Below are 24,804 nucleotides of genomic sequence, written 5' to 3'. Positions count from 1 at the left end.
TATCGATCAACCGGCATAGAGCGGACTGACGACATGCAGGTGCTTGAGGAAGGTCTGGTAGTGCTGCTGATACTGGGCCACGCGCTGCGGGTTGGGCTGTGCGGCAAGCCCATCGTCCACCTGCAGGTGCTCCAGCACCACGTCGGCCAACGCGGCATCGCCGCCATCGGCGCGCTCGCAGGCCCACAATGCCTGTAGCGCGGCACCGAACGCAGCGCCTTCGGGCTGGGTCGGCACGACGACCTGCAGGTTGAAGATGTCGGCCACCATCTGCCGCCACTGCGCGCTCTTGCCGCCGCCGCCGGTGAGCAGGATGGTATCGAACTGCAACCCCGCAGCAACGAAGGCATCGAAGCCGTTGCGCAGGCTGTAGGTCGCACCTTCCATCGCGGCGCGATAGAAATGCGCGGCGGTGGTGTTGTGCAGATCCATTCCGAACAGGCAGCCGCGCGCGGCCGGCAGATCCGGGGTGCGCTCACCGTTGAAGAACGGCAGCAACACCAGACCGTCGGCGCCCGGCGCGGTGTCGGCGATCATCGCTTCGGTCTGGTCGCGGGTGATGGAGAACATGCGCATCACCGCCTCGGTGGCGACGGTGCAGTTCATCGTGCAGATCAAGGGCAGCCAGCCGCCACTGGAGGAGCAGAACGCGGCCCAGCGCGCCTCATCGTCCACTACCGGGTGATCGGCATAGGCGAACAAGGTGCCGGAGGTGCCCAGGCTCATGGTCAGACGTCCGGGCACCACGTTGCCGGTGCCGATGGCGGCCATCATGTTGTCGCCGCCGCCGGTGGTGACGCGTACGCCAGCGGGCAGATTCAATGCCTGGGCGGCGGCATCGGACAACGCGTAGACCGCGCCCGTGTCCACCAGCGGCGGCAACGCATCGCGCAGGTCGCGTTGGGCATCCACTGCGCTCAGCATGCGCTCGGACCACTGCCGCGTACGCACGTCCAGCCAGCCGGTACCGGAGGCATCGCCCACTTCGGCAAAGCGCTCGCCGGTGAGCCAGAAGTTGATGTAGTCGTGCGGCAGCATCACCGTAGTCATCGCTGCATACGCCTCGGGGCGATGCTTGCGCGTCCACGGCAATTTGGAGGCGGTATAGCCGGCCATGATGGGGTTGCCTGCTGCGGCGACGCTGCCTGCGGCGCCGCCGACGGCGTCCATGATTTCATCGCATTCCAGCGCCGTGCTGGTATCGCACCACAGCTTGACCGGCGCGGTGACGCTGCCGTCGGCGGCCACCGGCACGAAGCCATGCTGCTGGCCGGAGACGGAAATGCCGCGCACGCGTGCACGCTGTTCGCCATCGAGCTGCGCAAAGCAATGCACGATGCCGTCGATCCACCACTGCGCCTGTTGTTCGCGGGTACCGTCGTCGCGGCTGATCAGCTCCATGGGCGCGGCGATCGTGGCGACCACGGCGCGATCCTGCGGATCGTAGGCCACCAGCTTGACGCTCTGCGTGCCCACATCCAGTCCTACATACAAGCTCATTGCGTCACCAATCGGTTGTTGTTGAGTCCCACCTGCTGGGTGCGGCCTGCGCCCAGTTCCAGGTCCAGGGTCTGCCCTGCGTAGGACAGTTGATAGCGCCCGCCACGATCGCTGTGCAAGCGTGCCTGCTGCAAGCGGCCGCCCTCCCATTCCAGATCCACGCTGGCGCCGCCACGCACGCGCAGACCGCGCACGCTGCCGCGCGGCCAGGCCTTGGGCAAGGCCGGCAGCAGGAACACGCTCCCGCCCCAGCTTTGCAGCAGCATCTCGGTGATGCCGGCGGTGCCGCCGAAGTTGCCATCGATCTGGAACGGCGGATGCGCGTCGAACAGGTTCGGATAGGTGCGTTCGGGCGAGATCAGCAGTTGCAGGATGCGGTAGGCATGCTCACCGTCGGCCAGCCGCGCCCACAGGTTCAGCCGCCAGCCGATACCCCAGCCGGTGGCGTTGTCGCCGCGAATTTCCAGCGAGCGGCGTGCGGCCGCAGCCAGGTCCGGGGTATCGCGCAGATTGATCTGACTGGAAGGATGCAGGGCGTACAGATGCGAGACGTGGCGGTGGTGGATCTCCGGCGCCTGCATGTCCCAGTCCTGCTGCCATTCCTGCAACTGCCCTGCCTTGCCGATGCGGTTGGGCGGCAACTGCTCGCGCAAGGCGGCCAATTGCTGGGCGAACTCCGCATCGATGCCGAGCAACTTGCTCATGGCGATGCATTGCGCGAACAAATCGCGCAGCAGCTGCGCGTCCATGCTGGGACCGGCGCACACGGCCGCACCGAAGGGATGCTGGTTTTCCGGCGACATCGACGGATTGGTCACCATCGCACCGGTCTGCGGATCGCGCATCAACGTGGCAACGAAGAATTCGGCGGCGCCCTTGAATAACGGGTAGACCTTGCTCAGGTACGCGCGGTCGCGGCCGTAATCCCAGCGGTCCCACAGTTGCTGCAGCAGCCATACGCCGCCCAGCGGCCACAGGCTCCATTGCGCGCCGTCGATCGGGCCGGCCTGGCGCCACAGATCGGTATTGTTGTGGACCACCCAACCCGGCGCGTCGTAGATCGCCCTGGCGGTGCGCGCGCCGGTCTGGGCCAGATCGAACAGCATGGCTTCCAGCGGCTCAACGCATTCGTGCAATGCGTTGGCCTCGCTGGGCCAGTAGTTCATCTCGGTGTTGATGTTGATGGTGTACTTGCTTTCCCACGGCGGCTGCATCAGGTCGTTCCAGATGCCCTGCAGGTTGGCTGGCTGGGTGCCGGGCCGCGAGCTGCAGATCAGCAGGTAACGTCCGTATTGGTGATACAGCGCAGCCAGTGCCGGATCATTGCCTTCGGCGAACCGCTGCACGCGTTCGTCGGTAGGCAGCTGCGTGGCCGCGCTGCTGCCGAGGTCGATCGCCACGCGCCGGAACAGGCGTTGATGATCGGCCAGGTGCGCGCGCAACAACGCGGGAAAATCCAGCTTGGCAGCCTTGCGCAGGCATGCGGCGGTCGATGCGAGCGGATCGCCATCGACCGCATCGAAACGTTGGTAACTGGTCGCGGCGCTGAGCAGCAACACCACTTCGTCGGCCGCGTCGATGCGTAGACGGTCGCGCACTTGGCTGAGTTTGCCGCCGCGCACCTGCGGCAGCACCCGCAATGCAAACCGCAGCTTGCCCTCGATGCCGGCGAAGCTGCCGTTGCGACCACTGAACAGCAAACCGCCCTGCTCGGCGGTGACCTCGCCGGTTTGCGGGCTATCGATGCCCACACGCACCGAAATACCGCCGGGGCGGTCGCACGACAGCCGCACCACGATGCATTGCGCCTGCGCAGAAACGAACACCTCGCGCCGATGCACCGCGCCGCCGGAGCGGAACGTGGTGGTGGCCACCGCCGTGTCCAGATCGAGCTGACGGCGATAGTCGCTGATGCCGTCGGCGCGATCGAAATCCAGCAGCAGATCGCCCAACGGTTGGTACGGCATCTGCTTGAGCGGGCGCGAGAGCAGCTTGGCATCGGCCAGTTGTTCGGCCTCTGCGTAGCGCCCGGCGAAGATCAGCGCACGCACCTGCGGCAACGCGGCCAGTGCGTCAGGGCTGTTGGAATCGTAGGGCCCGCCTGCATACAGCGTGTCTTCGTTGAGCTGCAGGCGCTCGTGGGCGATACCGCCCCACACCATCGCGCCCAATCGCCCGTTACCGACCGGCAGGGCTTCCACCCATTGATTGGCCGGCTCGCGATACCACAGCTGCAGGGCCTGCGCTGCCGCGACGGGCGGGAGCGCGGTTTTTTTCGAAGCCTGCGCGGCCTGTGCAGCCGCCGGCACGGCGCCAAGGGCCGCAATGGCGGCCCCGGTTGCCTTGCACAGCTCACGACGGCTCAGCACGGCAACCGCCGTGCTGAATGACCGGAACCGCGCGCGCCTGCCTTGCGGCGTTCCGGCATCTGGGTGCTCATCGACTGAAGACAGCCTGCGATCATCGACGACGCGCTTTGCCCGACGCAATCTTGCGCTGCAACACGCTGACCGGCTTGCCGTCGTACTGGATGCTGGTGTCGGTCGCAGGTTCCAGCGCACCGGCATCGGCGCGCGGGCCGTCGACGAAGCGCACGTTGATGGTGCGTTTGGCCTGCATGCCGGTCCAGCTGCCTTCGCGCTTGCCGATGCTCAACTCGCCCTTGGCCTGGTTCCAGACCAGCGGGATGCGGCTGAACTCGCCCTTCTCGTAACCGTAGCCTTTGCCATCGTCTTCATACAGCGAGAACTGGCCATCGGCGCCGGTGTAGACCACCACGGTGAGCGGTGCATCCGGCACCTGGTCGACGTATTCCTGCACCGGGCCGGTGGGCACGATGGAACCGGCACGCACGAACAACGGCATGCGCTCGATCGGCGCGGCAGCTTCGATGCTCTGGCCGCCCTCGTAACGCTTGCCGGTGGCGAAATCCAGCCAGCTGCTGCCGGCCGGCAGATACACCTGACGCGAGGTGGCGCCGAAGCGGGTTACCGGTGCGACCAGGAACGCCGGCCCGAACAGGTACTGGTCGTTGATGTCGCGCACCTTGGGGTCGCTCGGGAAGTCCATCATCATGCCGCGCATGATCACGCCATCGCGCTGGTAGGTGTCGCCGGCCAGGCTGTAGATGTACGGCAGCAACGCATAACGCAAACGGTTGTAGTAGGCCATGCTCTCGTAGAACGGCGTACCTTCCGGTGCGATGTTCCAGATTTCGCGGTACGGGAACTGGCCGTGCGACCGGAAGATCGGCACGAACGCACCGAACTGGAACCAGCGCGTGTTGAGCTCGCGCCATTCCGGCAGGTGGGCCGGATCCTGGTCTTCATAACGCTTCTCCACCGCAAAGCCGCCGATGTCGAAGGTCCAGTTGGGCAGGCCCGACAGGGCCATGTTCACGCCACCGGAGATCTGGTCGCGCATGTCGTCCCAGCGCGACACGATGTCGCCGCTCCACACTGCCACCGCATTGCGCTGGGTGCCGGCATAGCCCTTGCGCGAGAGGATGAACACGCGCTTGTCGTCGGCCGCACGGTCGCCCACGTACACGCCATGCGTGTGTGGCAACGGGTAGGAGTTGAAGTATTCGGTGGACGAGCCCAGCGCGTTGGGCGTGGTGCGGGCCTTGCGCTCGGCGATGTCCAGGTTGGAATGCACGTCCGGCTCGTCGGCGTCCATCCACCAGGCATCGAAGCCCTTGCTGTTGAGCTTTTCGTTGATCTGGCGCCAATAGATCGCCTGCGCCTTTTCCGAATACGGGTCGTAGAACGAGTTCTTGTAGCCCTTGCCGATCCAGTCCAGTTCGCCCACTTCCACGTTGCGCTTGAACATGAAACCGGCGGCGTCCAGCTCCTTGTAGTTGGCGGTGGTGGGATAGAACTTGGGCCAGATCGAAATCATGATCTGCGCATGCATGTCGTGCACGGCCTTGACCATGCCGTCCGGGTCCGGGAAGTGCTGCTTGTCGAAATCGTGCGAGCCCCAGGCGTCTTCCGGCCAGTACGACCAGTCGAGCACGATGTTGTCCAACGACAGTTTGCGCTTGCGGTATTCGGCCACCGCGCCCACCAGCTCGTCCTGGCTCTTGTAGCGCTCACGGCTCTGCCAGAAGCCGTAGGCCCATTTGGGCAGCATCGTCGACTTGCCGGTGAGTTCGCGGTAGCCGGCCACTGCCTGGTCGTACGAATCGGCGGAGACGAAGTAGTAGTCGATCATCTGGCCGGCTTCGGACCACAACGACAGATCCTTCGCTTCGGCGGCCGGCAGCGGGTCGCGATGCAGCAGCGCGATGTAGCTGGGGTCGATCAGGTCCCATTCGATCTTGACGGTGTGGCGCTGGCCCGGCTCGAGATCGAGCTTGAATTCGTGGTTCCACGGGTTCCAGTTCTGGCGCCAGCGATCGATCACCAGCTTGCCGTCCACATATAACTTGGCGTATTCGCTCGAATACAGCGAGAAGGTGTGTTCGCCACCGGTGAGCGCTTCGATCTCGCCCTCCCAGGTCACTTGCATGCGGCTGTTCTTGTCCTTGGTGATCGCCTTCTTCGGGTACTTGGGCAGATCGCTGAGGTATTGGTAGTTCACCTCGCTCTCGCGGCGTTCGAGGATTTGCTTGCCGTTGATCGCATAGCGCGCGGTCAGTGCGCCGGCCTTGCCCTTGGCGTCGTACAACTTCAGCGTCTTCGGCAGCGGCTGCAGGCCGCGCGGGTCGCCCAGGCGGGTGATCGAGTTGTTGTCCCACAGCAGGCCGTAGTTGCGGCTGGACACCAGGTACGGCACCGCCATGTCGATGTTGTTCTGCTGCAACTCGACGTTGCGCCCCTTCTGGTTCATCCAGCCCTGCTGATGCTGGCCGAAGCCGTACAGCGCTTCGTCAGCGGGCGACTGGAAGCGCTGGCGCACGCTCAGGTACTGCTTGCCCTCGGCCTTCAACGGCGCAAAGCTGCGGCCGCCGGCCACTTCCGACAGCACCGGCTTGCCGTTGGCATCGGCAAAACTGACATGGCCATCGACGGTGGAGATGCTGGCAGTGACCTTGCCGGTCTTCAGCTGCACGCTGTCGCCCTGCTCGGCCATCTGGAATGCGGTGTCGCCCTGCACCGGCACGCGCATCAGGCTGGGGCTGCGCGCGAAATCGCCGTCCGGGTCTGCGCTGACGCGGATGATGCCGCTGTCGACCACTTGCAGGCGCACCGGCGCGGCGCCCTTGGCGCTCGGCACCACGGTGACGCCATCGGCGGCCTTGCGTACTTCCTGCGCATGCGCGGCGTTGGCCAAAAGGGCCAGCGACAAGGCCAGGCACTGGGCCAGTGGCGTACGTCGGTTGGCAGGCACGGCACCGGCGGAACGGATGGTGGTTTGCATGATCACTCCCTTTGAATGACGAAACGGTGCCGCGGGGGCGGCAGCGCATGGGTAAGGCGAGGCGATGCCGTCGCGGCATCGCGGCGTTGTGGCAAGCGCGCTTATTTGTAGGTTGCCAGCTTGATCTTGAGCAGCTGCGGCACGCTGGAAAAGTTGACGCCGTAATCGGTCTGGTCGCCATTCCAGTTGCGCTGGAATTTCCAATCGTTGCCTTCGTACACACCTTCCTCGACACGGTCGTAGATCATGTTGGCGGTGGCATCGCTGGCCGGATGTAGAGTCACGCGCGCGTGGTAACCGGTGACCAGGAATTCGTCCGGGCTCAGTTCGGCGATCAACGCGGCGCCGATCGGTTCGGGATTACCCGGTGGGTCACCCTTGAACCAGAATTGCGGCACGCCATAGGTGATGGTGGCGCTCCAACGGTCGTTGAGCTTGAGCTCCTGCACGGCCTGGCCGGGTTCTTCGGCAGTGCCATGCAGCTTGCCTTCGGAAGCGGCCTTGGCGAACGGTCGCATGCCCATGCTGACGGCCTGAAACCCGAGCGCGAACGGCGCCAGCGTCTCTTCGTTGACGTGCTTGGCACCGAGCGGATAGTTGGAATAGCGGGTGTAGTCGATGCCGAAGGCCGACCAGCCGATGCCGTCATGGCCCAGCGTGGGGTACAGATAGCGCGCGTATTCCGGGCGGTTGCCGGTTTCGGCCACGAACAACGCGTTGTCCGGGCGTGCGTAACGTTCCAGCACCGTGGTGTACATGCGGTATTCGGGCATGTAGATGTCCGGCGCCAGCAGGTCGATATGCGGGCCGGCCGCCTTCCAGACATCCAGCACGTTGTCAGTGGGGCCACCGCTGGCGTACTGGCCGGGCTGGCCTGGATTGAACGGGCCGCGCAGCGCTGCATTGACGTACATCGGCAACGGATACTCGGCCTTGCCGGCTTGCGCTACCTGGTCGATGTAACGGCCGATCGACCACGCGTGGAAGATTTCGTCGGCATCGGCACCGAACACCTGCGCCCAGGTGCCCGGCTGCTTGTTCATGCGCTTGATCAACTCGTCCGGCACTGCGCCGTCGAACAGCTCCTGCGCCATCGGCGAGAAGTCGCGCACGCTGCCGTAGGTGCCCGCCTCGTTCTCCGGCTGGATCATGATCACGGTGTGCTGCGGGTCCACCTTCTTCAGGTGCTGCATGAAGGCGACGAACGCCTTGCGGTCGGCATCCAGCGTGGCCTGCGCATGCGGCGACAACGAACCGATCGACTTGCCTTCGCGGGTGACCACGCGCGGGAAGCGCTGGTTATCGGTCTTGACCCAATGCGGCGCGTACTGCGGGCCGTTGTTCTTCCAGGTTGCGAACCACAACAGCACCAGGCGTACCTTGTGCTCGCGCGCCTGGCCCAGCAGCGTATCGACGAAGGAGAAATCGAACCTGCCTTCTTCCGGCTCCACCTGTTCCCAGGCGATCGGCACCTGCACGGTGTTGGGGCCGAGCACCTGCATGGCCGGCCACACCTTGTCCATGATGCCGGGGTAGTTGCTGGAGTTGTTGACCTGCGCGCCCAGGATCAGGAACGGCGCACCGTCGACCATCAACGCATGCTTGCCGTCCTTGCTGACGAACTGCGGCATGGGCGTCTGTGCAGCCGGCGCCTGCGCGTTGTCCGGCGTTGCCGCAGCGGTGCTTGCAGCAGCAGTGTTGGTTGCAGCAGGTTTGCCGGCATTGCCCTTGTCGCCAGATTGGCAGCCAGCCAGGGCCAGCGTCAGCGCGGACAGCAGCAGCGGGCGCAGGCAACGCCGTGCGCTGGAATGGGACATGGCACGTGCAACGGGGGAATGCATGGACATAAGACTCCGTGTCACCAGGTATCGGTGCGGAAGGGGGAAACAGGAAGGGCGTCGCGATTGATCAGGTTGGCGTCGTCCGGGTTTTCGCTCCAGCCGTAGCGCACCGCGACCGGTGCGGCGACGGCATCGCTGCGCACGATCACGCGGTCGCCCTCGATCTGCGCGCTGGCCGGGTGAAAGCGGTGATCGGCGCCGGCAATACGAAATCCCTGCACGGCACCGCCGCCACGCACCTGCAGCGCACTGCCCTGCAAGTCGAAGCTCAGCACCGCCTTGCCGCCGTCAAAGCGCGCGCGCTTGAATACCGGCGCGCTGTACACCAGCGTTTGGCCGTACGCCACATGGCGTGCAGCAAGCGCAAGGCGATGACCGACATCGCGCTTGTTGGTGGGATGGATGTCGGTGGGGTTGCCGATGTCGATGATCACCGCCTGCCCGGTTGCCGGCAGCGCCAGCGTCTTGGACTGCGACTCGCGCAACAGTGCCCACGGGCTCAGCTCACCCGTGTCGCCACCGGCCTTGAAGTTGGCCAGCTGCACCCACAGGAACGGCAGCGTTTTGTCGCCGCGCTCGGCACGCCATTGCCGGATCATCGCTGCGAACTGCTCGCGGTATTTCACCGCGCCGGTGTCGGTGGCATTGGTTTCGCCCTGGTACCAGATCACGCCCTTGACCGGGAACGGCTGCAGCGGATGGATCATCTGGTTGTACAGCAGCGTGGGCAGCTGATTCTTGTTGTCGGTCAACGACACCCGCACCGCGGCCGGGCGGAATTTCCAGCCGCCCAGCGCACGCTTGGCACCGGCACTGGTCTGCACGAAGCGTTGTTCATCCGGGCCATGCATGCCGCCACCGCCGCTGAGGTCTTCCACGCGGACCGCAATGTGGTTGACGCCGGCCTTGAGCGCTGCAGCCGGCACCTGATATACGCGTGGCAGGTTCCATTGCTTTTCGGTGCTGCCGACCTGCTGGCCGTTGACGTAGGTGGTATCCGAATCGTCGATCTGGCCCACGCCCAAGGTGATGCCGGCCTTGGCCTCGGCAGCGCTGAGCGTCATGGTGGTGCGATACCAGGCGATGCCGTCCATGCCGTCGTAGCCACTGGATTCCCATTGCTTGGTGACCGGGATGCTGTCCCAGTCGCTGTCGTCGAACGCCGCTTCGCGCCATTGCGGCATCTCGCCTTCCACCTTGGGCCAACGCGCGATGCGCTTGCCGGTGGCGGCCTGCGCTGCGGCGTCGCGTTGCTTGATCGCCTCGATCGCGCCCTGGTTCTGATCGGCACTCAGGCCCAATGACGTAGCGTCCATCCACGCTTCGATCGCGCTGCCGCCCCAGGTACTGTTGACGATGCCGATCGGCACGCCGGTGCTGGCGCGCAGCTCCTTGGCGAAGAAATAGCCAACCGCAGTGAATTCACCGGCGTTGGCAGGCGTTGCGGCCTTCCACTCGCCACCGGTCAGGCGCACCTGCGGCTGCACCGACCACGATTTGGGCACCTTGAAGTGCCGTAGCTGCGCATCGTTGGCAGCGGCCACCGCTTGCGGGCCGTCGCTGGCCTGGGCCAACGGCCATTCCATGTTCGATTGCCCGCTGGCCAGCCACACATCGCCGACCAGCACCTCGCGCACCTGCAGCTCGCCCCCGTCGCCCTGCACACGCAGCACGTAGGGGCCACCGGCAGCGTGCGCAGGCAGCCTGACCTTCCATTGCCCTGTTGCGTCGGCCTTGGCGGTGGCGCGCTTGCCGTCGAAGCTGACCGTGATCGCGGCGTTGGGCGAAGACCAGCCCCACACCGGCATCGGCTGATCGCGCTGCAGCACGGCGCCATCGGCGAACAGCAGCGGCAGCGTTGGCACCGCCCAGGCAGCCGGACTGACCAGCACCAGGCCCAGCAGGCAGCCACGACGAACGAAAGAAGCGGTCATGCAGTGATCTCCAAAGTCGGCGCAGCCAGGCGGCGCGCAGCGCCGTACACGGTAAGACAGCGCGATGACGCGCGCAGCGACGCGGCGCTCATCGTGGATCGCCATAGAAGATGCCACGGCCACCGGTGGCAAAGTACACGCGCCCGGCAATCCGCGGGTCGCCGGTCACGCTATACGGTTTGCCGAAGCGATGGGCATCGTCGTTGATGCGTCGCCAATGGGCGCCTTCGTCGTCGGAGCGGAAGATGCCATCCACGCCGGCCACGCGCCCGGCCAAGTACAGGGCCGCGGGCGCGCCGGCACGCAGCGCCTTGCCGATGCCCAACGAGCGCGCTTCATCGGGTTTGGAAAGCGTGCGCAACTGGCCGTTCTGCCAACGCATCACGCCCAGCGTCGGGCTGGCCAGATACACCACACCCGCACGCCATGGGTCGGGCCGCAGTTGCGGGCGCGCACGTTCATCGCGCGCCGGGGTGCCGACCCGCTGCCCGGTATCGCGAAAGCTGGCCGCACCATCGCTGCTTTCGTACAGGCGCCCACTCACCCGATCGGCCGCATACCAGCGCTGCGCATCGACGCGGTCGGCCACCACCACCGCGGTATCGGGCAAGCCCTGCACGCGCTGCCAGTGCTTGCCGAAATCGCCAGTGCGCCACACCCCGCCTTGGTCCGGCACCCACACCACTTGCGATGCATCGGCGGCAATGGCAATGGTGCCTGCCCCCTGCCCGCGCGGCGGTTCGCTGGCGAATGCAGCCCAGTGCGTGCCACCGTCCTGCGAATACAGCGCGCGGATCTCGTTGTTGCGGCGATCGCGCACGGTGCCGCTGCGCACCACCCACTGCGGTGCCTGGCCGGCGGCGTCGATGCTTTCGCCATTGGTCAGGCGCGGGCCCAGATACTGCAACTGTGCGGTGTCCAACGCGTCATGCCGGAAGCCATCGATATCGCCCAGCGCGCTGAGCAGGTGCGCACCGGCCATCGGGCTGAGCAGATCCAGCGGCACGGTTTCTTCCAGCCCACGGTCCTGGAACCACCACTGCAGCGGCGGCTGCGTTGAAAACGTCTGCAGGTTGCGCGAGGCCCAGATGCCGTAGCCGGTGACGAACAGGGCGTGGTTGCCGTCGAACGGATCGATCGCCAGCGCGCCTATCCAGTGCGGCGTTGCGTGCGCGGTCCACGGCGCGGCGCTGTGATCGAACTGCGCACCCGCCAACAGCGGAACCCAGCTGCGCCCGCCGTCATCGCTGCGGAACACCTCATCGCGCGGCGCGCGGCGGCGGAAGGTGCTGGTCAGCAGCACCTGCGGATGTTGCGGATCCACTGCCACCGCCCCCCAGCCGAAGCCATCGCCGCTCGCCGGTTGCGGGATCGGGCTGATCTCGCGCCAGCGGCCCTGCATCGCGTCGTAATTCCACAGCGCGCCACCGGCCATCAGATCCGGGCCAGGGTGATCGCCATAGCTCAGGTACCACTGCCCAGCGTTGTTACCGGCCATGTGGTTGGGGCGCAGCCCCTTGGGTTGCCCGGCCACGGCCGCCCAGGTGCGCCCCGCATCTTCGGAGACGTACAGGCTGGTTTGCGCAGTGGAAACGCCCACATAGATGCGTGGTGTCGGATTGCCAGCACGGCCGCTGGCGGCGTCGAAGACGACGAAGGCGATGCCCACGGCCTGTTCGTTTCCGACATGGTTGCGTGCCGTGGCCCCTGCCAGTGCATCGGCTGGAAAGGTTTCCACCCGCGTCCAGTGCGCGCCGCGATCGTCGCTGCGCCACAGGCCTGCATCACGCGAGCCAAGCAACAGCACACGGCCGTCGTGCGGGTCCACCGCCAGCCGCTCGCCATTGGCGCGGCCCAATTGATTGCCACCGAGCTTGAACGGCAGATCGGCGCGTTCGAAATGCTTCCCGCGATCGAACGAACGCAACACGGCCGCATTGCCGGCGCGTTCGTGCATGTAGGTGCCAGCAGCCAGGTACAGCGCGTTCGGGTCGGCAGGATCGACCGCAAAGGCGTCGATTCCCATCAGATTCCAGTCGTCGGCCCCCAACCAATCGGTCAGCGCGACCCACTGCTGCGCCTGCGCGTCCCAGCGATAGGCACCACCGACATCGGTGCGTGCATAGGCAAGATCGCGTTCGGCCGGATGAAACAGCACGCCGGTGACAAAACCGCCCCCCCCGATGGCCACGCTGTGCCACTGATACGGTGCCGGCGTGCCGGGCTCGTCCGCAGATCCCTCGGACGGCATGAAGAGCACCACCAGCGTCAGGCAGACAGCAGTCAGCCACGCATGCGCTGCGGAAAAACGGCGCTTAGTAGGCGGATCGATCACGGCGATCATTCCTCCGGCTCCCCTCGCGATCGATGGCCTGGCCATCGATAGGAAAAACACCGGCCCAACGAGCTGCCTGCACAGCTCGCCGGACCGGCGACGCACTTCCTACGGCGCGTTCTACAGGCTGGCCCGCAACGTCAGGCCATACCGACGATCGTTGATCACGAAATCGCGGTAGCGCGACTCGGTGCCCAGATAGCTTTCGCGACGGGTATCGAGCAGATTCACGCCATCGAGCGAAATCGACCACACATCATTGATGTTGAAACGCAGCGAGGCATCCAGCTGGCCGAAGCCCTTGTTGTAGACCGGCAGGTTGCCGGTGCCGTTGCCCGCCGTGGTCACCAGCCAGTCGCTGCGCCAGTTGTAGGCCACACGGCCCTGGAAGCGCGCCGTTTCGTAGCTGAGGATCGCGTTGTAGCTGTTCTTGGACAGGCCCTCCAGCGGCACCGTCAGCGACTGGCCGTTGGTGTCGGTGGCGGTGGGGCTCGGCGCCTCGCTGTCGACGTAGGTGTAGTTGGTCTGCAGGCCGAAGCCGCTCAACCAGCCCGGCAGGAAGTCGAAGAACTGCGTGTAACCCAGTTCGGCGCCGCGGATCTTGCCCGAATCGCCATTGACCGGACGGGTGATCTGCCACACCTGGCCGTCGTACACCTCGTTGAAGACGGCGTTGGCGATGAAGCCTTCCACCTTCTTGTAGAACAGGGTGCCGTACATCATCGAGCCCTGGCCGAAGTACCACTCCAGCGCGGTGTCGAACTGGTCGGCCTTGACCGCTTCCAGACTCGGGTTACCCGCCGTGCCGGTGAAAGTGGAAGCGCCGTTCGAGGTACCGGTGCTCAGGCTCAGGTTCGGGTTGAGCTTGTCGAAGGTCGGACGCGAAATACCGCGCGAGGCGGCAAACCGCCATTGCAGCTGATCGCTCAGCATCCAACGCAGGTTCAAGCTGGGCAGCACGTCGGTGTAGGTCTGCTGCGCATCCACCGGAATCAGGCCACCACCTTCGGCATCGGTGCCGGTGCGCACGCCTTGCGAGCCCACTTCGGTACGCACCACGCGCACGCCGATGTTGCCATCGAACGGAATCTCGCCATCCACGCCAAAGCGCAGCACGCCATACGCCGCGTAGGTCTTCTCGTTCTGCGTGTTGATGTTGTTGGGGGCAAATTCCAGCGGGCTGGCACCGAAGGCAGCCAGGGTCTGCTGATAGTTCGCCACTGCCGCATCGGATGCCGTCAGGGTTGGCCCGAAGGCATGACTCTGGCCGCGGAAGAAGTCGGTGATCGGATTGGTCATCACACCGATGCCGGGGTACTGCGAAAACGGTGCGCCGTCGCAGTTGTTGATGCACATGAAGCGATAGATGTTGCCCTTGGTCTCGGCATCACGGTCGGTGTAACGCACACCGGCCTTGAAGCTGCGCACGAAGTCGCTGTCGAAGGCCAGATCCATATCCGAACGCCAGGCAAATTCGGTGCCCTTGTTGTCGTCCTTGTTGTCCAGGTGATAGCGCCAGCCGTTGTAGTTATTGACGTCGGCCAGGTAGCCTTCCGCACCGCTGGCATCGGTCACCGACAAGCGCGGCAGATCGCCCCGGAAATCGACGTTGAACTGCGGGCTGGTGACCTGACCGGTGGACAGGATGTAGCGCGTGCCGGTGGTGGTGGCATCGACATACTGGAAGTCGGTGCTCAGGGTCAGCTTTTCGTTGACCGTCCACTTGGCACCCAGCGAGTAATCGGTGGTCACCGAGTGGCGCTCGGTCAGGCTGGTATTGGATTCGGTCGGCACATTCTGGAACGAGCCGTTGACGAACTCGTTGCGGTTATTGACCTGGATGCCAGGCAAGCCCTGCATCGGGTTGGCGCCGGTCAGCGCGAAGAACGAATAATCGTGCCAGCTGAAGTCGTAGTCAGAACGCAGCACCTGCGTATAGACCTCCACTGCATCGTTCGGACGCCACTGCATCGCAAAGGCGCCGGTCTTGCGCTCGCGGTCGCCGACGGTGGTGTTGATGCCGGCGCCGTGCGGCACCGACACGCCCTGCCCTTCGTAGCCCGGCAGATCGGTCTGGGTGTACCACGGCTCGATCGAAATGGTGTCCTGGCGGAACGGGCTCTTCTGCTGCGAGTAGTTCACCAAGATGCCGATCTCGCCGATGCCGGTCTGCCAGCGATCGCTGAACAGGCCCGAGAACGCCGGCTTGCCGTCGTCGGCGAGGTCGTAATAGTTGTATTGCACGCTGCCGGCGATCTTGCGGCCGTCGTAGTCGAACGGCAGGCGCGTGCGCAGGTCCACGGTGCCGCCCAGGCCACCTTCGATCATGTCGGCAGACGGATTCTTGTAGACGTTGACGCCGCCGAGCAATTCGGCAGACACGTCTTCGAAGCTCAGGCCCCGGCCGTCGTTGGCGGTAAAGATGTCGCGACCATTGAGTTCGGTGCGTACCTGGGTCAGGCCGCGGATGGCGATCGCGCTGCCTTCGCCATAGTTGCGCGAAATCTGGATACCGGAGATGCGTTGCAGCGCTTCGGCCACATTATTGTCGGGCAGCTTGCCGATGTCTTCGGCAACGATGGAATCGACGATCTGCTCTGCGTTCTGCTTGACCAACTGCGCCTTGGTCACGCTGCTGCGGGTACCGGTGACCTGCACGGTGTCCAGCTGTTGCGTGGTCGCAGCCGAGGCCGGCGTAGCGGTGGTGGTCGCATCCTGCGCATAGGCCTGCGCGCTCAGCAGCGTGGCCACGCTGATGGCCATCACGGAGCGGCGGAAATCACGGATCGAACGCTGACCCACAGTCCGGCCTGCCGGAATGTGGCGATGTTGCACTGACATGGTGCTCCCTCCCAGGACGCATGTACTTCTAGTTTTTAGCGGGCCGGTGCGCGAGCGCCCGACCCGTCGTTGGTGCTGGCTTGGCATCTGCCGACGGCAAGACCGTGGCTGCGTAGATGCGGTGTAAACCCGAGCGGGCTTACCTGGTAGCTGCGGCCGGAGCATAGGGCGCGGCCGTCATGCCAGACCAATGAAATATTCCTGGAAAGGTATTCGCTAAAACTATAACAACCCCAGAAAACCCGGCAACTCTGGCATCGCAGGGTGACGGCGCAAGATTGAACGTGGCGGGCTCAACTCTGAGAGCCCGCGCACGTCGCCTGCGTGATCGCCCGCACTTACCAGTTCATGCGCAGCACCAGCGAGTAGCGCCGGTCGTTGACGAACCAGCTGCGCGTATACAGATGGTTATCGACCTCGCCCCCCGTGTAGGACGTCGGCCCCATCAACACCTTGGTCACCGTGTTGGTCAGATTGTTGGCCTGCACGCCGAGCTGCACATGCGGGTTGAAGCGATAGAACGCCGAGGCGTCGAGCTGGCCGTAATCGTCCGACCAGGTCGGCAACTTGGTCGACACGTCGCTGGCGGTGAGCAGGTAGCGCGAACGCCAGTTGTAGGCCAGGCGCAACGAAAGCGGCCCTTTCTCGTAGATGCCGGCCAGGTTGTAACTGCGCCGCGACAAGCCTTCCAGCGGCAGGCTCACACCGGTGACGGTGGTCTGGGTGTATGGGTCGGTGGCGGTGTTCGCGCCGCCGCTGCTGTCGACGAAGGTGAAGTTGGCATTGACGCCGAACCCGCTCAGCCAACCCGGCCAAGAATCGAAGAACTGCGTGTAGCCGTATTCGAAGCCGCGGATGCGCCCCTTGTCCATGTTGTACGGACGCGTCACCAGCCAGTCCTGCCCACCGTAATTTTCGGTGACGGTCTGGTTGGAGAAGTAATCCTTGACGCTCTTGTAGAACAACGTCAGGTACATCATGTCGCTGGTGTCGAAGTACCACTCCAGCGCGGTGTCGTACTGATTGGCCTTCATCGGCTGCAGATTCGGATTGCCGGCAGTACCGGTCCACCTGGAAACGGTGCCGTTGGACTCGGTGTTTGCCGCAAGCAGCAGGTACGGCTGCAACTGCGTGTAGTCCGGGCGCGCCATCGCTTTGGATGCGGCGATACGCCACTGCAGCGCGTCGGAGAACTTGAAGCGCATGTTGAAGCTCGGCAGCACGTTGGTGTAGCTGCCCTTGGCGTTGTTGGCGAAGTACTGCCCGGTGTACTGCTCGCGCAGCGCTTCCGAACCCGCGCTTCCCGACAGGTCGGGGAACTGGCCGTAGCCATTTGCCTCGGTCTTGGTCTGCACGATGCGCACGCCGATATTGCCGTCCACCGGCACGCCCAGCGCTTCGTCGTTGCCGAAGTACATCACCGCGTAGGCGGCCTGGGTGCGTTCGAACTGGCGGTTGATGTCCTGCAGCTGGTACTTGTCCGGTGCCCAGCCCGACCCGCGCAGCGCCACGATCTGCTCGATCATCCTCGAGGTACCGGCGTAGTCCTTGACTGCGGCGTTGCTCGGAAAATAGAGACTGTTGGGCACATCGATCTTGCCGCGGAACAGATTGGAATACGAATACAGCTGCGAGGTGCCGGTCATGTAGGTGGCCAGATCGGCCAGTCCGGTCCCATTGGCGGTGTCGGGAATCTGCGCCCAGTTATCGCTGATCACACCCCAGTTGTAGCCGGAGTTTTTGTTGATCTGGGTGCGGTCGGTGGCGCGGATGCCGGCACGGAAGGTGCGCAGCCAGGCACTGTCGTCGAATGCGTATTCCAGGTCGAAGCGCGTGGCCAGTTCGCGGCCGCGATTCTTCGCCAGATGGTCCATGGCCGCACTCCAGAAATAATTGGAGGGGTTGCTGGTGTAGGTGCTGTCGGCAATCCCGACCGATGGATATTTGCCGCTCAGATCGAAGGTCAGGCCCGGCAGGTAGATCGAATCGAACAGGGTGAAGTCCAGCGAATCGCTTTCCGAGCGCACCAGCTGCATATCGCCGCGCACGGTGAGGTTGCCGGTGAGCTTGTGGGTAAAGCCGCCGGACAAATCCGAGGTGGTCGTGCTCTGCTGCGCGTAGCGGTTGTTGGTGTAGAAGCGCACGCCATCGTTGCCGGTGACGTTGCCGCGCCAGGAACTGGATGCCGGCGAGCCACTGACGAAGCGGCCGTCGGCATCGTAGGTAAATTGCGTTCCGGGGGCCGGGCCAATCGCGTTGGTGTCGTCGTTGAAGAACGCCGCGCGCTCCTGCCAGTTCATGTCGTAACTGGAGCGCATGTACTGCACGTAGATCTCGGTGTCGTCGCTAGGCCGCCACTGGAACGCGCCGGCCACGCCATTGCGCTTGCGCTCGAAATCGAGCTGCCGCCAGTTGACGCCGCCAGGCACGTAGACCTTGTCGAAGCTGGTGCCTTCCAGCAGCGCCGCATCGGTGCGACGCACGAACGGCTCGACCTGGATGCCATCGCTGCGCGTGGCCAGTTCCGAATGCGCCACATCCACCATCAAGCCCATCTCGCCGAGGCCGGTGTTCCAGCGATCGCTGAAGAGAAACGAGCCCGATGGCTTGTAGGTCTTGCTGAAATCGCCGTAGTTCACGTCGGCGGTCGCACCGATCACCCGGCCCGGCTGGTCGAACGGCATGCGCGTGCGCAGGTTGACCGTCCCGCCCAGACCGCCTTCGATGATCTCGGCCGACGGGTTCTTGTAGACGTCCACGCCTGCCATCAGTTCGGCCGGCACATCCTCGAAGCTCAGACCGCGGCCGCTAGCGGCGCTGAAGCTGTCGCGGCCATTGAGCTCGCCGCGCACCTGGGTCATGCCGCGAATCATCACGCCGCTGCCTTCGGCAGAGAAGTGATCCGGATCGTTACGCGCCATGAAGTGATCGATGGTCACGCCGCTCACCCGTTGCAGGGTTTCGGTGACGCTGCGGTCGGGCAGCGCACCGATGTCCTCGGCACTGACCGAATCGACGATCTGTTCGGCATCGTGCTTGATCGACTGCGACTTGATGAGGCTGGCGCGCACGCCGCGCACTTCGACCGCATCCAGGTCGGTGGCCTTGCTCGCGGTGCTCGAGGAAGCATTCTGGGACGACTGCGCCTGCTGCGCATAGACCGGCGCAGCGAGCAAGAGCCCGATGCTGATGGCCATGGCGGAACGGCGCAACGAAGGCAAACGACGGGCGAACACGCCCGTACCTGCCGAGGCATGGCTGGAACACTGGTACATCTGAATCCCTCCCAGGACGCAAGACGATTGAAACGGGTTGTCGCCGCGCAGACGCGCGGCGTGATCACGCAAAAAACGGGCGATGTCGCCCGTCAATTCCCTCCAGCAGGCGGCTTGGCCGCCGATCGCGTGCCCGACGTTACGTGCGCTTCAGCATGCGATCTGGCTCACACGTATAGGCGCACCACGCAGCGCCAGCCAATGAAAATTTCACAGGCTGCTATTCCGCTGCGGAATAGCGAGGGACGCATTGGTCAGGCAAGGGAGTCCGGCACGCGTAGCGCGGGATACAGACGTCGGGCCGTGGTGCGCAACGCCTGCAAGATGCGCTCGGCACCGGGCGGCAGGATGTAGTCGCGTCGTCGGATGATGCCGAACGATTCCATCCGCACGCCCAGTTCGATCGGCAGCACGGTGAGCAATTTCGCCTGGATCAACGGCGCCACCGATTCCACCGGCAGGGCGGTCAGCATGTCGGTGCCGCGCAGCAGGGTCGAGGTAACCGGCAGGGACGAGGTTTCGATGGCATTGGTCGGCGTCTGCACGCCGTGCTCCATGAACATCGAATCCAGGCGCGCGCGCAACACGCTGTCGGCGGGCGGCAAGATCCAGCCATGCCGTACCAGATCGGCATGCTGCAGGCCGGCGCGGCTGGCCAGCGGGTGCCCGGCACGCGCGATCACCGAATGCGGCTCGTCGGCCAGCGGTTCGAACTCCAGTTCGCCCACCCCTTCCGGGCCGAGGATGCGCCCGATCACGATGTCCAGCTGCCCGTCCAGCAACTTGGCCACCAGCGGACGGCTGTAGTCCATTTCCACACGCACCAGGATGTCCGGAAACTCGCGCTTGACCTCGGCGATGGCCTGCGGCACCAGGTTGGTGCCCGGATTGACCACCGTGCCGATCGAAGCCTGGCCCATGCGCCCGGCGCGTAGCGCGGCGATTTCTTCCTGCGCCCGCCCAATCTCCGACATGGCCGCGCGCGCGCGCCGGATCAGCACATGGCCATACCAGGTGGGCTCAACGCCACGGGCATGCCGCTCGAATAACTTCACCCCCAGCATGTCTTCCATTTCTGCCAGCAGCTTGGACGCGGCCGGTTGCGTCATGCTAGCGGCCTCAGCCGCGCGCAATACCGAGCGCTGTTCGTGCAAATGCAGCAGCAGCAGGAGCTGGCGCGTCTTGAGCCGGGCTGCGTTGAACCAGGGAGTACCGGAATTTGCCATAGCGTGCGGTTGCGGCCGTGTATTCGTCGGAGGAATAGAATATGCCGAAAATTTCATTTGCAGCACATATCTCCCCGCGCGAGGCTATCGAACGCCGCAGCAGGAGCCCCTACCTCCCGGGCGCGGTCAGAACAGACGTGACCTGCCCGTCCGCGGGCGGCAACACGCGGCCAAATATGCGGAGGTGGAGAACGATGACGGCATCATGCCCGCCGATTGCAGGCCGTAGGACGGCGCACGCGTGTCCAGGCGGCGCTCCCTCAAGGTCGGAATCCATCGCCTTCGTCGTTACACGCTCTCTTGCCATATTGCGCATCGGCCGCCATGCCACGACCCGCAGTCGCGCAGCCTCCCCCGACGTTGCCGGCCACCCGGTCGCCAACCGCCGCTTTCCGCTCTACCGCGAGTAACCGCATGACTTCAGATACCACCGCCAGCCCGTTCGTCCTGCCCCTGGTCGCCATCCTGCGCGGCATCACGCCGGAAGAGACGCTCGACCATGTCGGCGCACTGATCGACGCCGGCTTCGATGCGATCGAAATCCCGCTCAACTCGCCGCGCTGGGAGCAGAGCATCGCGCTGGCGCAACAGGCCTATGGCGAGCGCGCCTGGATCGGTGCCGGCACCGTGTTGCGCAATGACGATGTCGACACCCTGGTCGAGATCGGCGCGCGCTTTATCGTCACCCCGAATACGCGTCCCAGCCTGATCCGTCACGCGGTGTCGCGCGGCCTGACCGTGGTGGCTGGTTTCGCCACCGCCAGCGAGGCGTTCGACGCCATCGACGCCGGCGCAACCATTCTCAAGCTGTTCCCGGCCGCGACCTATGGCGCCGCGCATGTGCGCGCGCTGCGCTCGGTGCTGCCCACGCACATCCCGGTCTACGTGGTGGGCGGCGTCAGCCCGCAGACCCTGGCCGGCTTTATCGCCCAGGGCGCTGCCGGCGCCGGCATCGGTGGCGAACTGTACAAGCCCGGCCAATCGCTCCAGACAACCCAGACGCATGCACGCGCCTTCGTGCAGGCCTACCAGGAACTGCAAGGATGAAGATCACCCGCCTCACCACCTACCACGCCGCGCCGCGCTGGCTGTTCCTCAAGGTCGAGACCGACGAGGGCATCACCGGATGGGGAGAGCCGGTCATCGAAGGCCGCGCGCGTTCGGTGGAGGCCGCCGTGCACGAACTGGCCGGCTATGTCGTGGGCAAGGATCCGGCGCGCATCAACGACCTGTGGCAGACCCTCTACCGCGCCGGCTTTTATCGTGGCGGCGCCATCCTGATGAGCGCCATCGCCGGTATCGACCAGGCGTTGTGGGACATCAAGGGCAAGACGCTGGGCGTGCCGGTGTACGAGTTGCTGGGCGGGCTGGTGCGCGACCGCATGAAGACCTACCGCTGGGTGGGCGGCGACCGCCCCGGCGCCATCATCCAGCAGATCACCGACTATCGCGCGCTGGGCTTTGACACCTTCAAGTTCAACGGCACCGAAGAAATGAAGCTGATCGACAGCGCGCGCGCGGTCGACGCGGCGGTGGTCAAGGTGGCGGAAATTCGCGAGGCCTTCGGCAACAGCATCGACTTCGGCATCGACTTCCACGGCCGCGTCGGCGCGCCGATGGCCAAGGCCTTGCTGCGCGAGCTCGAACCGTTCAAGCCACTGTTCGTCGAGGAACCGGTGCTGGCCGAACAGGCCGAGTATTACCCACGCCTGGCCGCCAGCACTTCCATTCCGCTTGCCGCCGGCGAGCGCATGTTCTCGCGCTTCGAATTCAAGAACGTGCTGTGCGCCGGCGGCATCGGCATGGTGCAACCGGACCTGTCGCATGCCGGCGGCATCACCGAATGCGTCAAGATCGCCGCAATGGCCGAAGCCTACGATGTGGGCTTTGCCCCGCACTGCCCGCTCGGCCCGATCGCACTGGCCGCGTGCCTGCACGTGGACTTCGTTTCGCACAACGCCGTGCTGCAGGAACAGAGCATCGGCATCCACTACAACGAAGGCGCCGACCTGCTCGATTACGTCATCAACAAAGACGATTTTCACTGCGTGGATGGCAGCATTGCGGCCCTGCCCAAACCTGGGCTCGGTGTGGAGATCGACGAAGAGATGCTCAAGCGCGCAAACGAAAATCCGCCGGACTGGCGCAACCCGGTGTGGCGCCACAGTGATGGCAGCATCGCCGAATGGTAAGCACGCCCGAACACACCGCCGTGCTGGCGGTCGACAGTCGCTGCACGCATGGCGAAGGCGTGCTGTGGTGCGAGCAGCGCCAGGCGCTGTACTGGGTCGACATCAGCGAAAAACGCCTGTGGCGACACCACCCGGCCAGCGCGCAGTCGCGCTACTGGACGCTGCCCGACCGCCCCGGCTGCATCGGCCTGATGCACGACGGCCGCGTGCTAGTCGCGCTGGCCAAGGCGATCGGCATTGTCGATCCGGACACCGTCGAAGAAGACGCGCTGCCCTTCGAAAAACTGGCCGACGTGGAAGCGGACAACCCGCTCACGCGCAGCAACGATGGCCGCGTCGACCGGCATGGCAACCTGGTGTTCGGCACCATGGACGAGCACGACAGCAAGGCCGCACGCGGTGCGTTCTACCAATTTTCGCTGAAGCACGGCTTGCGCGCCCTGCCGCTGCCGGGCGTTTCGATCCCCAATTCGATCTGCTTCGGCCTCGACGGCCGCACCATGTATTACTGCGATTCGGTGCGCCCGCAGATCCTGTGCTGCGATTACGACCCGCAGACGGCGCAAACCACCAACACGCGTGTGTTCACCACCCTCGATCGCGATGACGCCGAGCCGGACGGCTCGATCATCGACAGCGAAGGCCACCTGTGGAACGCGCAATGGCGTGCGTCGCGCGTAGTGCGTTATCGCCCCGACGGCAGCGTGGAGCGCATCGTGCAGCTGCCGATCAAGCATCCCACCTGCGGCGCCTTCGGCGGCGCGGCACTGGACCGCCTGCATGTGATCAGCTCGCGCCTGGACCATAGCGCCGACGAACTCGCGCGCATGCCCGAAGCCGGCAGCCTGTTTGTCTGCGACCTCGCCATCGCGGGCCTGCCCGAAAGCCGGGTGGCGAGCGCATGATCGCCATCGATTGGGGCACCAGTAGCCTGCGTGGCTATCTGCTCGATGCCGACGGCAAGGTCGTTGCGCAGCGCCGCGGTAGCGACGGCATCCTGGCCTGCCAGGGCCGCTTCGACGCAGTGCTGGCTGGCCTGGTCGACGGCTGGGACGGCCCACTGCTGCTCTCGGGCATGATCGGCAGCCGCAATGGCTGGGTCGAGCAACCTTACCTGCCCTGCCCGGCCGACACCGCCACGCTCGCCCAGGCGATGCGCTGCTACGACGCCCTGTTGCCCGGCCGCGCACTGTGGTTCGTGCCCGGCGTCAGCACCGGCGAACAGGCCGGCGTGCCCGATGTGATGCGTGGCGAAGAAACCCAACTGGTCGGGCTGATCGCCGCGCTCGGCGACGGCGCGCATGTCGCCTGCCTGCCCGGCACGCACAGCAAATGGGCGCAGATCGCCAACGGCCAGCTGACGGGTTTTGCCACCGTCATGACCGGCGAGTTGTACGCCGTGCTGCGTCAGCACAGCATCCTGGGCAAGCTGATGGACGACGATCATGCCGCGCTGGACGCTGACGCATTCCTCCAAGGTGTCGACCGCAGCAACGACCCCGGCGGCCTCAGCCACCACCTGTTCGGCACCCGCACGCTCGGCCTGTTCGAACGCCTGTCCTCCGCGGCGCTGCCGTCCTACCTCTCGGGCGTGCTGATCGGCCACGAACTGCGCGCGCACCGCGGCGCTCACGCCATCGTGCATCTGGTCGGCAGCCCTGCTCTGGCGCAACGCTACGCATTGGCACTGCAGCACCTGGGCGTCGAAAGCCGGCTGCATCCGGAAGATCTGGCTGCGGCAGGGTTGTTCGCGCTGGCCAGGCAGCGCGGACTGGCCTGACAGCCCGGCACGAAAAGCGCCAACAACTCCACACCCATCACGCGACTGCTTTAGAATTGGAAGGCTAAACGCCGGATTCCGCCATGCCTTTTGTTGTCACCGAAAACTGCATCAAGTGCAAATACACCGACTGCGTCGAGGTTTGTCCGGTGGATTGCTTCCACGTCGGCCCGAACTTCCTGGTCATCGACCCGGACGAGTGCATCGACTGCACCCTGTGCGAGCCGGAATGCCCGGCCAACGCGATCTATCCCGAAGACGACGTGCCGGCGGGCCAGGAAGCCTTCGTGGCACTCAACGCCGAACTCGCCAAGGCCTGGCCGGTGCTGACCGTGCGCCAGGAGCCGGCACCGGATGCCGCCGAATGGGATGGCAAGCCCAACAAGTTGCCGCTGCTGCAGCGCTGAGCTGCACGACCGGGCGCGGCCCGGAGCCACACCGCTGCACGCACCTCGCAGTGCACTCGGCACTAACGCAAAACGGGCGCCCAAGGCGCCCGTTTTGCCATCCAGCAAA

Annotated in this window: 14 protein-coding genes; 5 read left to right on the top strand and 9 right to left on the bottom strand. The window is 65.0% G+C overall.

All coding sequences use genetic code 11. From position 1 onward, the window contains the following. Positions 1 to 6 precede the first annotated feature (6 nt). From xylB to ACCQ15_RS09075, 9 genes are all read right to left on the bottom strand, one after another. The gene (xylB, locus tag ACCQ15_RS09115) at positions 7 to 1,500 is read right to left on the bottom strand and encodes a xylulokinase (RefSeq protein WP_372166249.1); all 1,494 of its coding nucleotides are present in this window, start codon (positions 1,498 to 1,500) and stop codon (positions 7 to 9) included. Further along, positions 1,497 to 3,869: a glycoside hydrolase family 95 protein gene (locus ACCQ15_RS09110; protein ID WP_218561333.1), complete on the bottom strand. Its 2,373-nt coding sequence runs from the start codon at positions 3,867 to 3,869 to the stop codon at positions 1,497 to 1,499. The genes xylB and ACCQ15_RS09110 overlap by 4 nt, the downstream gene beginning before the upstream one ends. Positions 3,870 to 3,960: 91 nt before the next feature. After that, positions 3,961 to 6,864, bottom strand: coding sequence for a TIM-barrel domain-containing protein (locus ACCQ15_RS09105; protein ID WP_372381435.1), 2,904 nt, complete (start codon positions 6,862 to 6,864; stop codon positions 3,961 to 3,963). 101 nt (positions 6,865 to 6,965) lie between these two features. Then, positions 6,966 to 8,711, bottom strand: a complete 1,746-nt coding sequence (locus tag ACCQ15_RS09100) for a DUF5597 domain-containing protein (protein WP_372381434.1) — start codon at positions 8,709 to 8,711, stop codon at positions 6,966 to 6,968. An 11-nt stretch (positions 8,712 to 8,722) separates the two neighbouring features. Continuing rightward, complete coding sequence (locus ACCQ15_RS09095; RefSeq protein ID WP_136733766.1) at positions 8,723 to 10,639, bottom strand: sialate O-acetylesterase; 1,917 nt, start codon at positions 10,637 to 10,639, stop codon at positions 8,723 to 8,725. An 88-nt stretch (positions 10,640 to 10,727) separates the two neighbouring features. Then, positions 10,728 to 12,983, bottom strand: coding sequence for a WD40/YVTN/BNR-like repeat-containing protein (locus ACCQ15_RS09090; RefSeq protein ID WP_029819228.1), 2,256 nt, complete (start codon positions 12,981 to 12,983; stop codon positions 10,728 to 10,730). Positions 12,984 to 13,094: 111 nt separating this feature from the next. Then, positions 13,095 to 15,815, bottom strand: a complete 2,721-nt coding sequence (locus tag ACCQ15_RS09085) for a TonB-dependent receptor (RefSeq protein WP_372381433.1) — start codon at positions 15,813 to 15,815, stop codon at positions 13,095 to 13,097. Between the two features lie 338 nt (positions 15,816 to 16,153). Beyond that, positions 16,154 to 19,090 (bottom strand): TonB-dependent receptor, encoded by a 2,937-nt coding sequence (locus tag ACCQ15_RS09080; protein WP_372381432.1) that lies wholly within the window; start codon positions 19,088 to 19,090, stop codon positions 16,154 to 16,156. A 254-nt stretch (positions 19,091 to 19,344) separates the two neighbouring features. After that, positions 19,345 to 20,316: a LysR family transcriptional regulator gene (locus ACCQ15_RS09075; protein WP_007966740.1), complete on the bottom strand. Its 972-nt coding sequence runs from the start codon at positions 20,314 to 20,316 to the stop codon at positions 19,345 to 19,347. Between the two features lie 414 nt (positions 20,317 to 20,730). On the opposite strand from ACCQ15_RS09075, the gene ACCQ15_RS09070 reads away from it, so the two are divergent. From ACCQ15_RS09070 to fdxA, 5 genes are all read left to right on the top strand, one after another. Beyond that, a complete protein-coding gene (locus ACCQ15_RS09070) occupies positions 20,731 to 21,363 on the top strand; it encodes a 2-dehydro-3-deoxy-6-phosphogalactonate aldolase (protein WP_008574445.1) in 633 nt (210 codons plus the stop codon). After that, entirely contained in the window at positions 21,360 to 22,508 is a 1,149-nt protein-coding gene (gene dgoD / locus ACCQ15_RS09065) for a galactonate dehydratase (RefSeq protein WP_008574447.1), read from the top strand. Before ACCQ15_RS09070 ends, dgoD begins: the two co-directional genes overlap by 4 nt. Continuing rightward, positions 22,502 to 23,413 carry an SMP-30/gluconolactonase/LRE family protein gene (locus ACCQ15_RS09060; protein WP_372381431.1) on the top strand — a complete coding sequence of 304 codons (912 nt, stop codon included), beginning with the start codon at positions 22,502 to 22,504 and terminating at the stop codon, positions 23,411 to 23,413. The genes dgoD and ACCQ15_RS09060 overlap by 7 nt, the downstream gene beginning before the upstream one ends. Then, complete coding sequence (locus ACCQ15_RS09055) at positions 23,410 to 24,288, top strand: 2-dehydro-3-deoxygalactonokinase (protein WP_031422320.1); 879 nt, start codon at positions 23,410 to 23,412, stop codon at positions 24,286 to 24,288. The genes ACCQ15_RS09060 and ACCQ15_RS09055 overlap by 4 nt, the downstream gene beginning before the upstream one ends. A gap of 83 nt (positions 24,289 to 24,371) precedes the next feature. Beyond that, entirely contained in the window at positions 24,372 to 24,695 is a 324-nt protein-coding gene (gene fdxA, locus ACCQ15_RS09050) for a ferredoxin FdxA (RefSeq protein WP_003481917.1), read from the top strand. Positions 24,696 to 24,804: the final 109 nt, after the last annotated feature.

It is taken from the genome of Xanthomonas sp. NCPPB 1754 (genome assembly GCF_041475725.2).
Lineage (GTDB): Bacteria > Pseudomonadota > Gammaproteobacteria > Xanthomonadales > Xanthomonadaceae > Xanthomonas > Xanthomonas euvesicatoria.
Note: the sequence above shows the minus strand (reverse complement) of the source record. Positions and strands in the feature narration are given on the sequence as shown.

Bases quoted from the DNA above. Each gene is read 5' to 3' on its own strand.
- xylB (WP_372166249.1), bottom strand. From the start codon at position 1,500: ATGAGCTTGTATGTAGGACTGGATGTGGGCACGCAGAGCGTCAAGCTG.
- ACCQ15_RS09105 (WP_372381435.1), bottom strand. From the start codon at position 6,864: ATGCAAACCACCATCCGTTCCGCCGGTGCCGTGCCTGCCAACCGACGT.
- ACCQ15_RS09100 (WP_372381434.1), bottom strand. From the start codon at position 8,711: ATGTCCATGCATTCCCCCGTTGCACGTGCCATGTCCCATTCCAGCGCA.
- ACCQ15_RS09095 (WP_136733766.1), bottom strand. From the start codon at position 10,639: ATGACCGCTTCTTTCGTTCGTCGTGGCTGCCTGCTGGGCCTGGTGCTG.
- ACCQ15_RS09090 (WP_029819228.1), bottom strand. From the start codon at position 12,983: ATGATCGCCGTGATCGATCCGCCTACTAAGCGCCGTTTTTCCGCAGCG.
- ACCQ15_RS09085 (WP_372381433.1), bottom strand. From the start codon at position 15,815: ATGTCAGTGCAACATCGCCACATTCCGGCAGGCCGGACTGTGGGTCAG.
- ACCQ15_RS09080 (WP_372381432.1), bottom strand. From the start codon at position 19,090: ATGTACCAGTGTTCCAGCCATGCCTCGGCAGGTACGGGCGTGTTCGCC.
- ACCQ15_RS09075 (WP_007966740.1), bottom strand. From the start codon at position 20,316: ATGGCAAATTCCGGTACTCCCTGGTTCAACGCAGCCCGGCTCAAGACG.
- ACCQ15_RS09070 (WP_008574445.1), top strand. From the start codon at position 20,731: ATGACTTCAGATACCACCGCCAGCCCGTTCGTCCTGCCCCTGGTCGCC.
- dgoD (WP_008574447.1), top strand. From the start codon at position 21,360: ATGAAGATCACCCGCCTCACCACCTACCACGCCGCGCCGCGCTGGCTG.
- ACCQ15_RS09060 (WP_372381431.1), top strand. From the start codon at position 22,502: ATGGTAAGCACGCCCGAACACACCGCCGTGCTGGCGGTCGACAGTCGC.
- ACCQ15_RS09055 (WP_031422320.1), top strand. From the start codon at position 23,410: ATGATCGCCATCGATTGGGGCACCAGTAGCCTGCGTGGCTATCTGCTC.
- fdxA (WP_003481917.1), top strand. From the start codon at position 24,372: ATGCCTTTTGTTGTCACCGAAAACTGCATCAAGTGCAAATACACCGAC.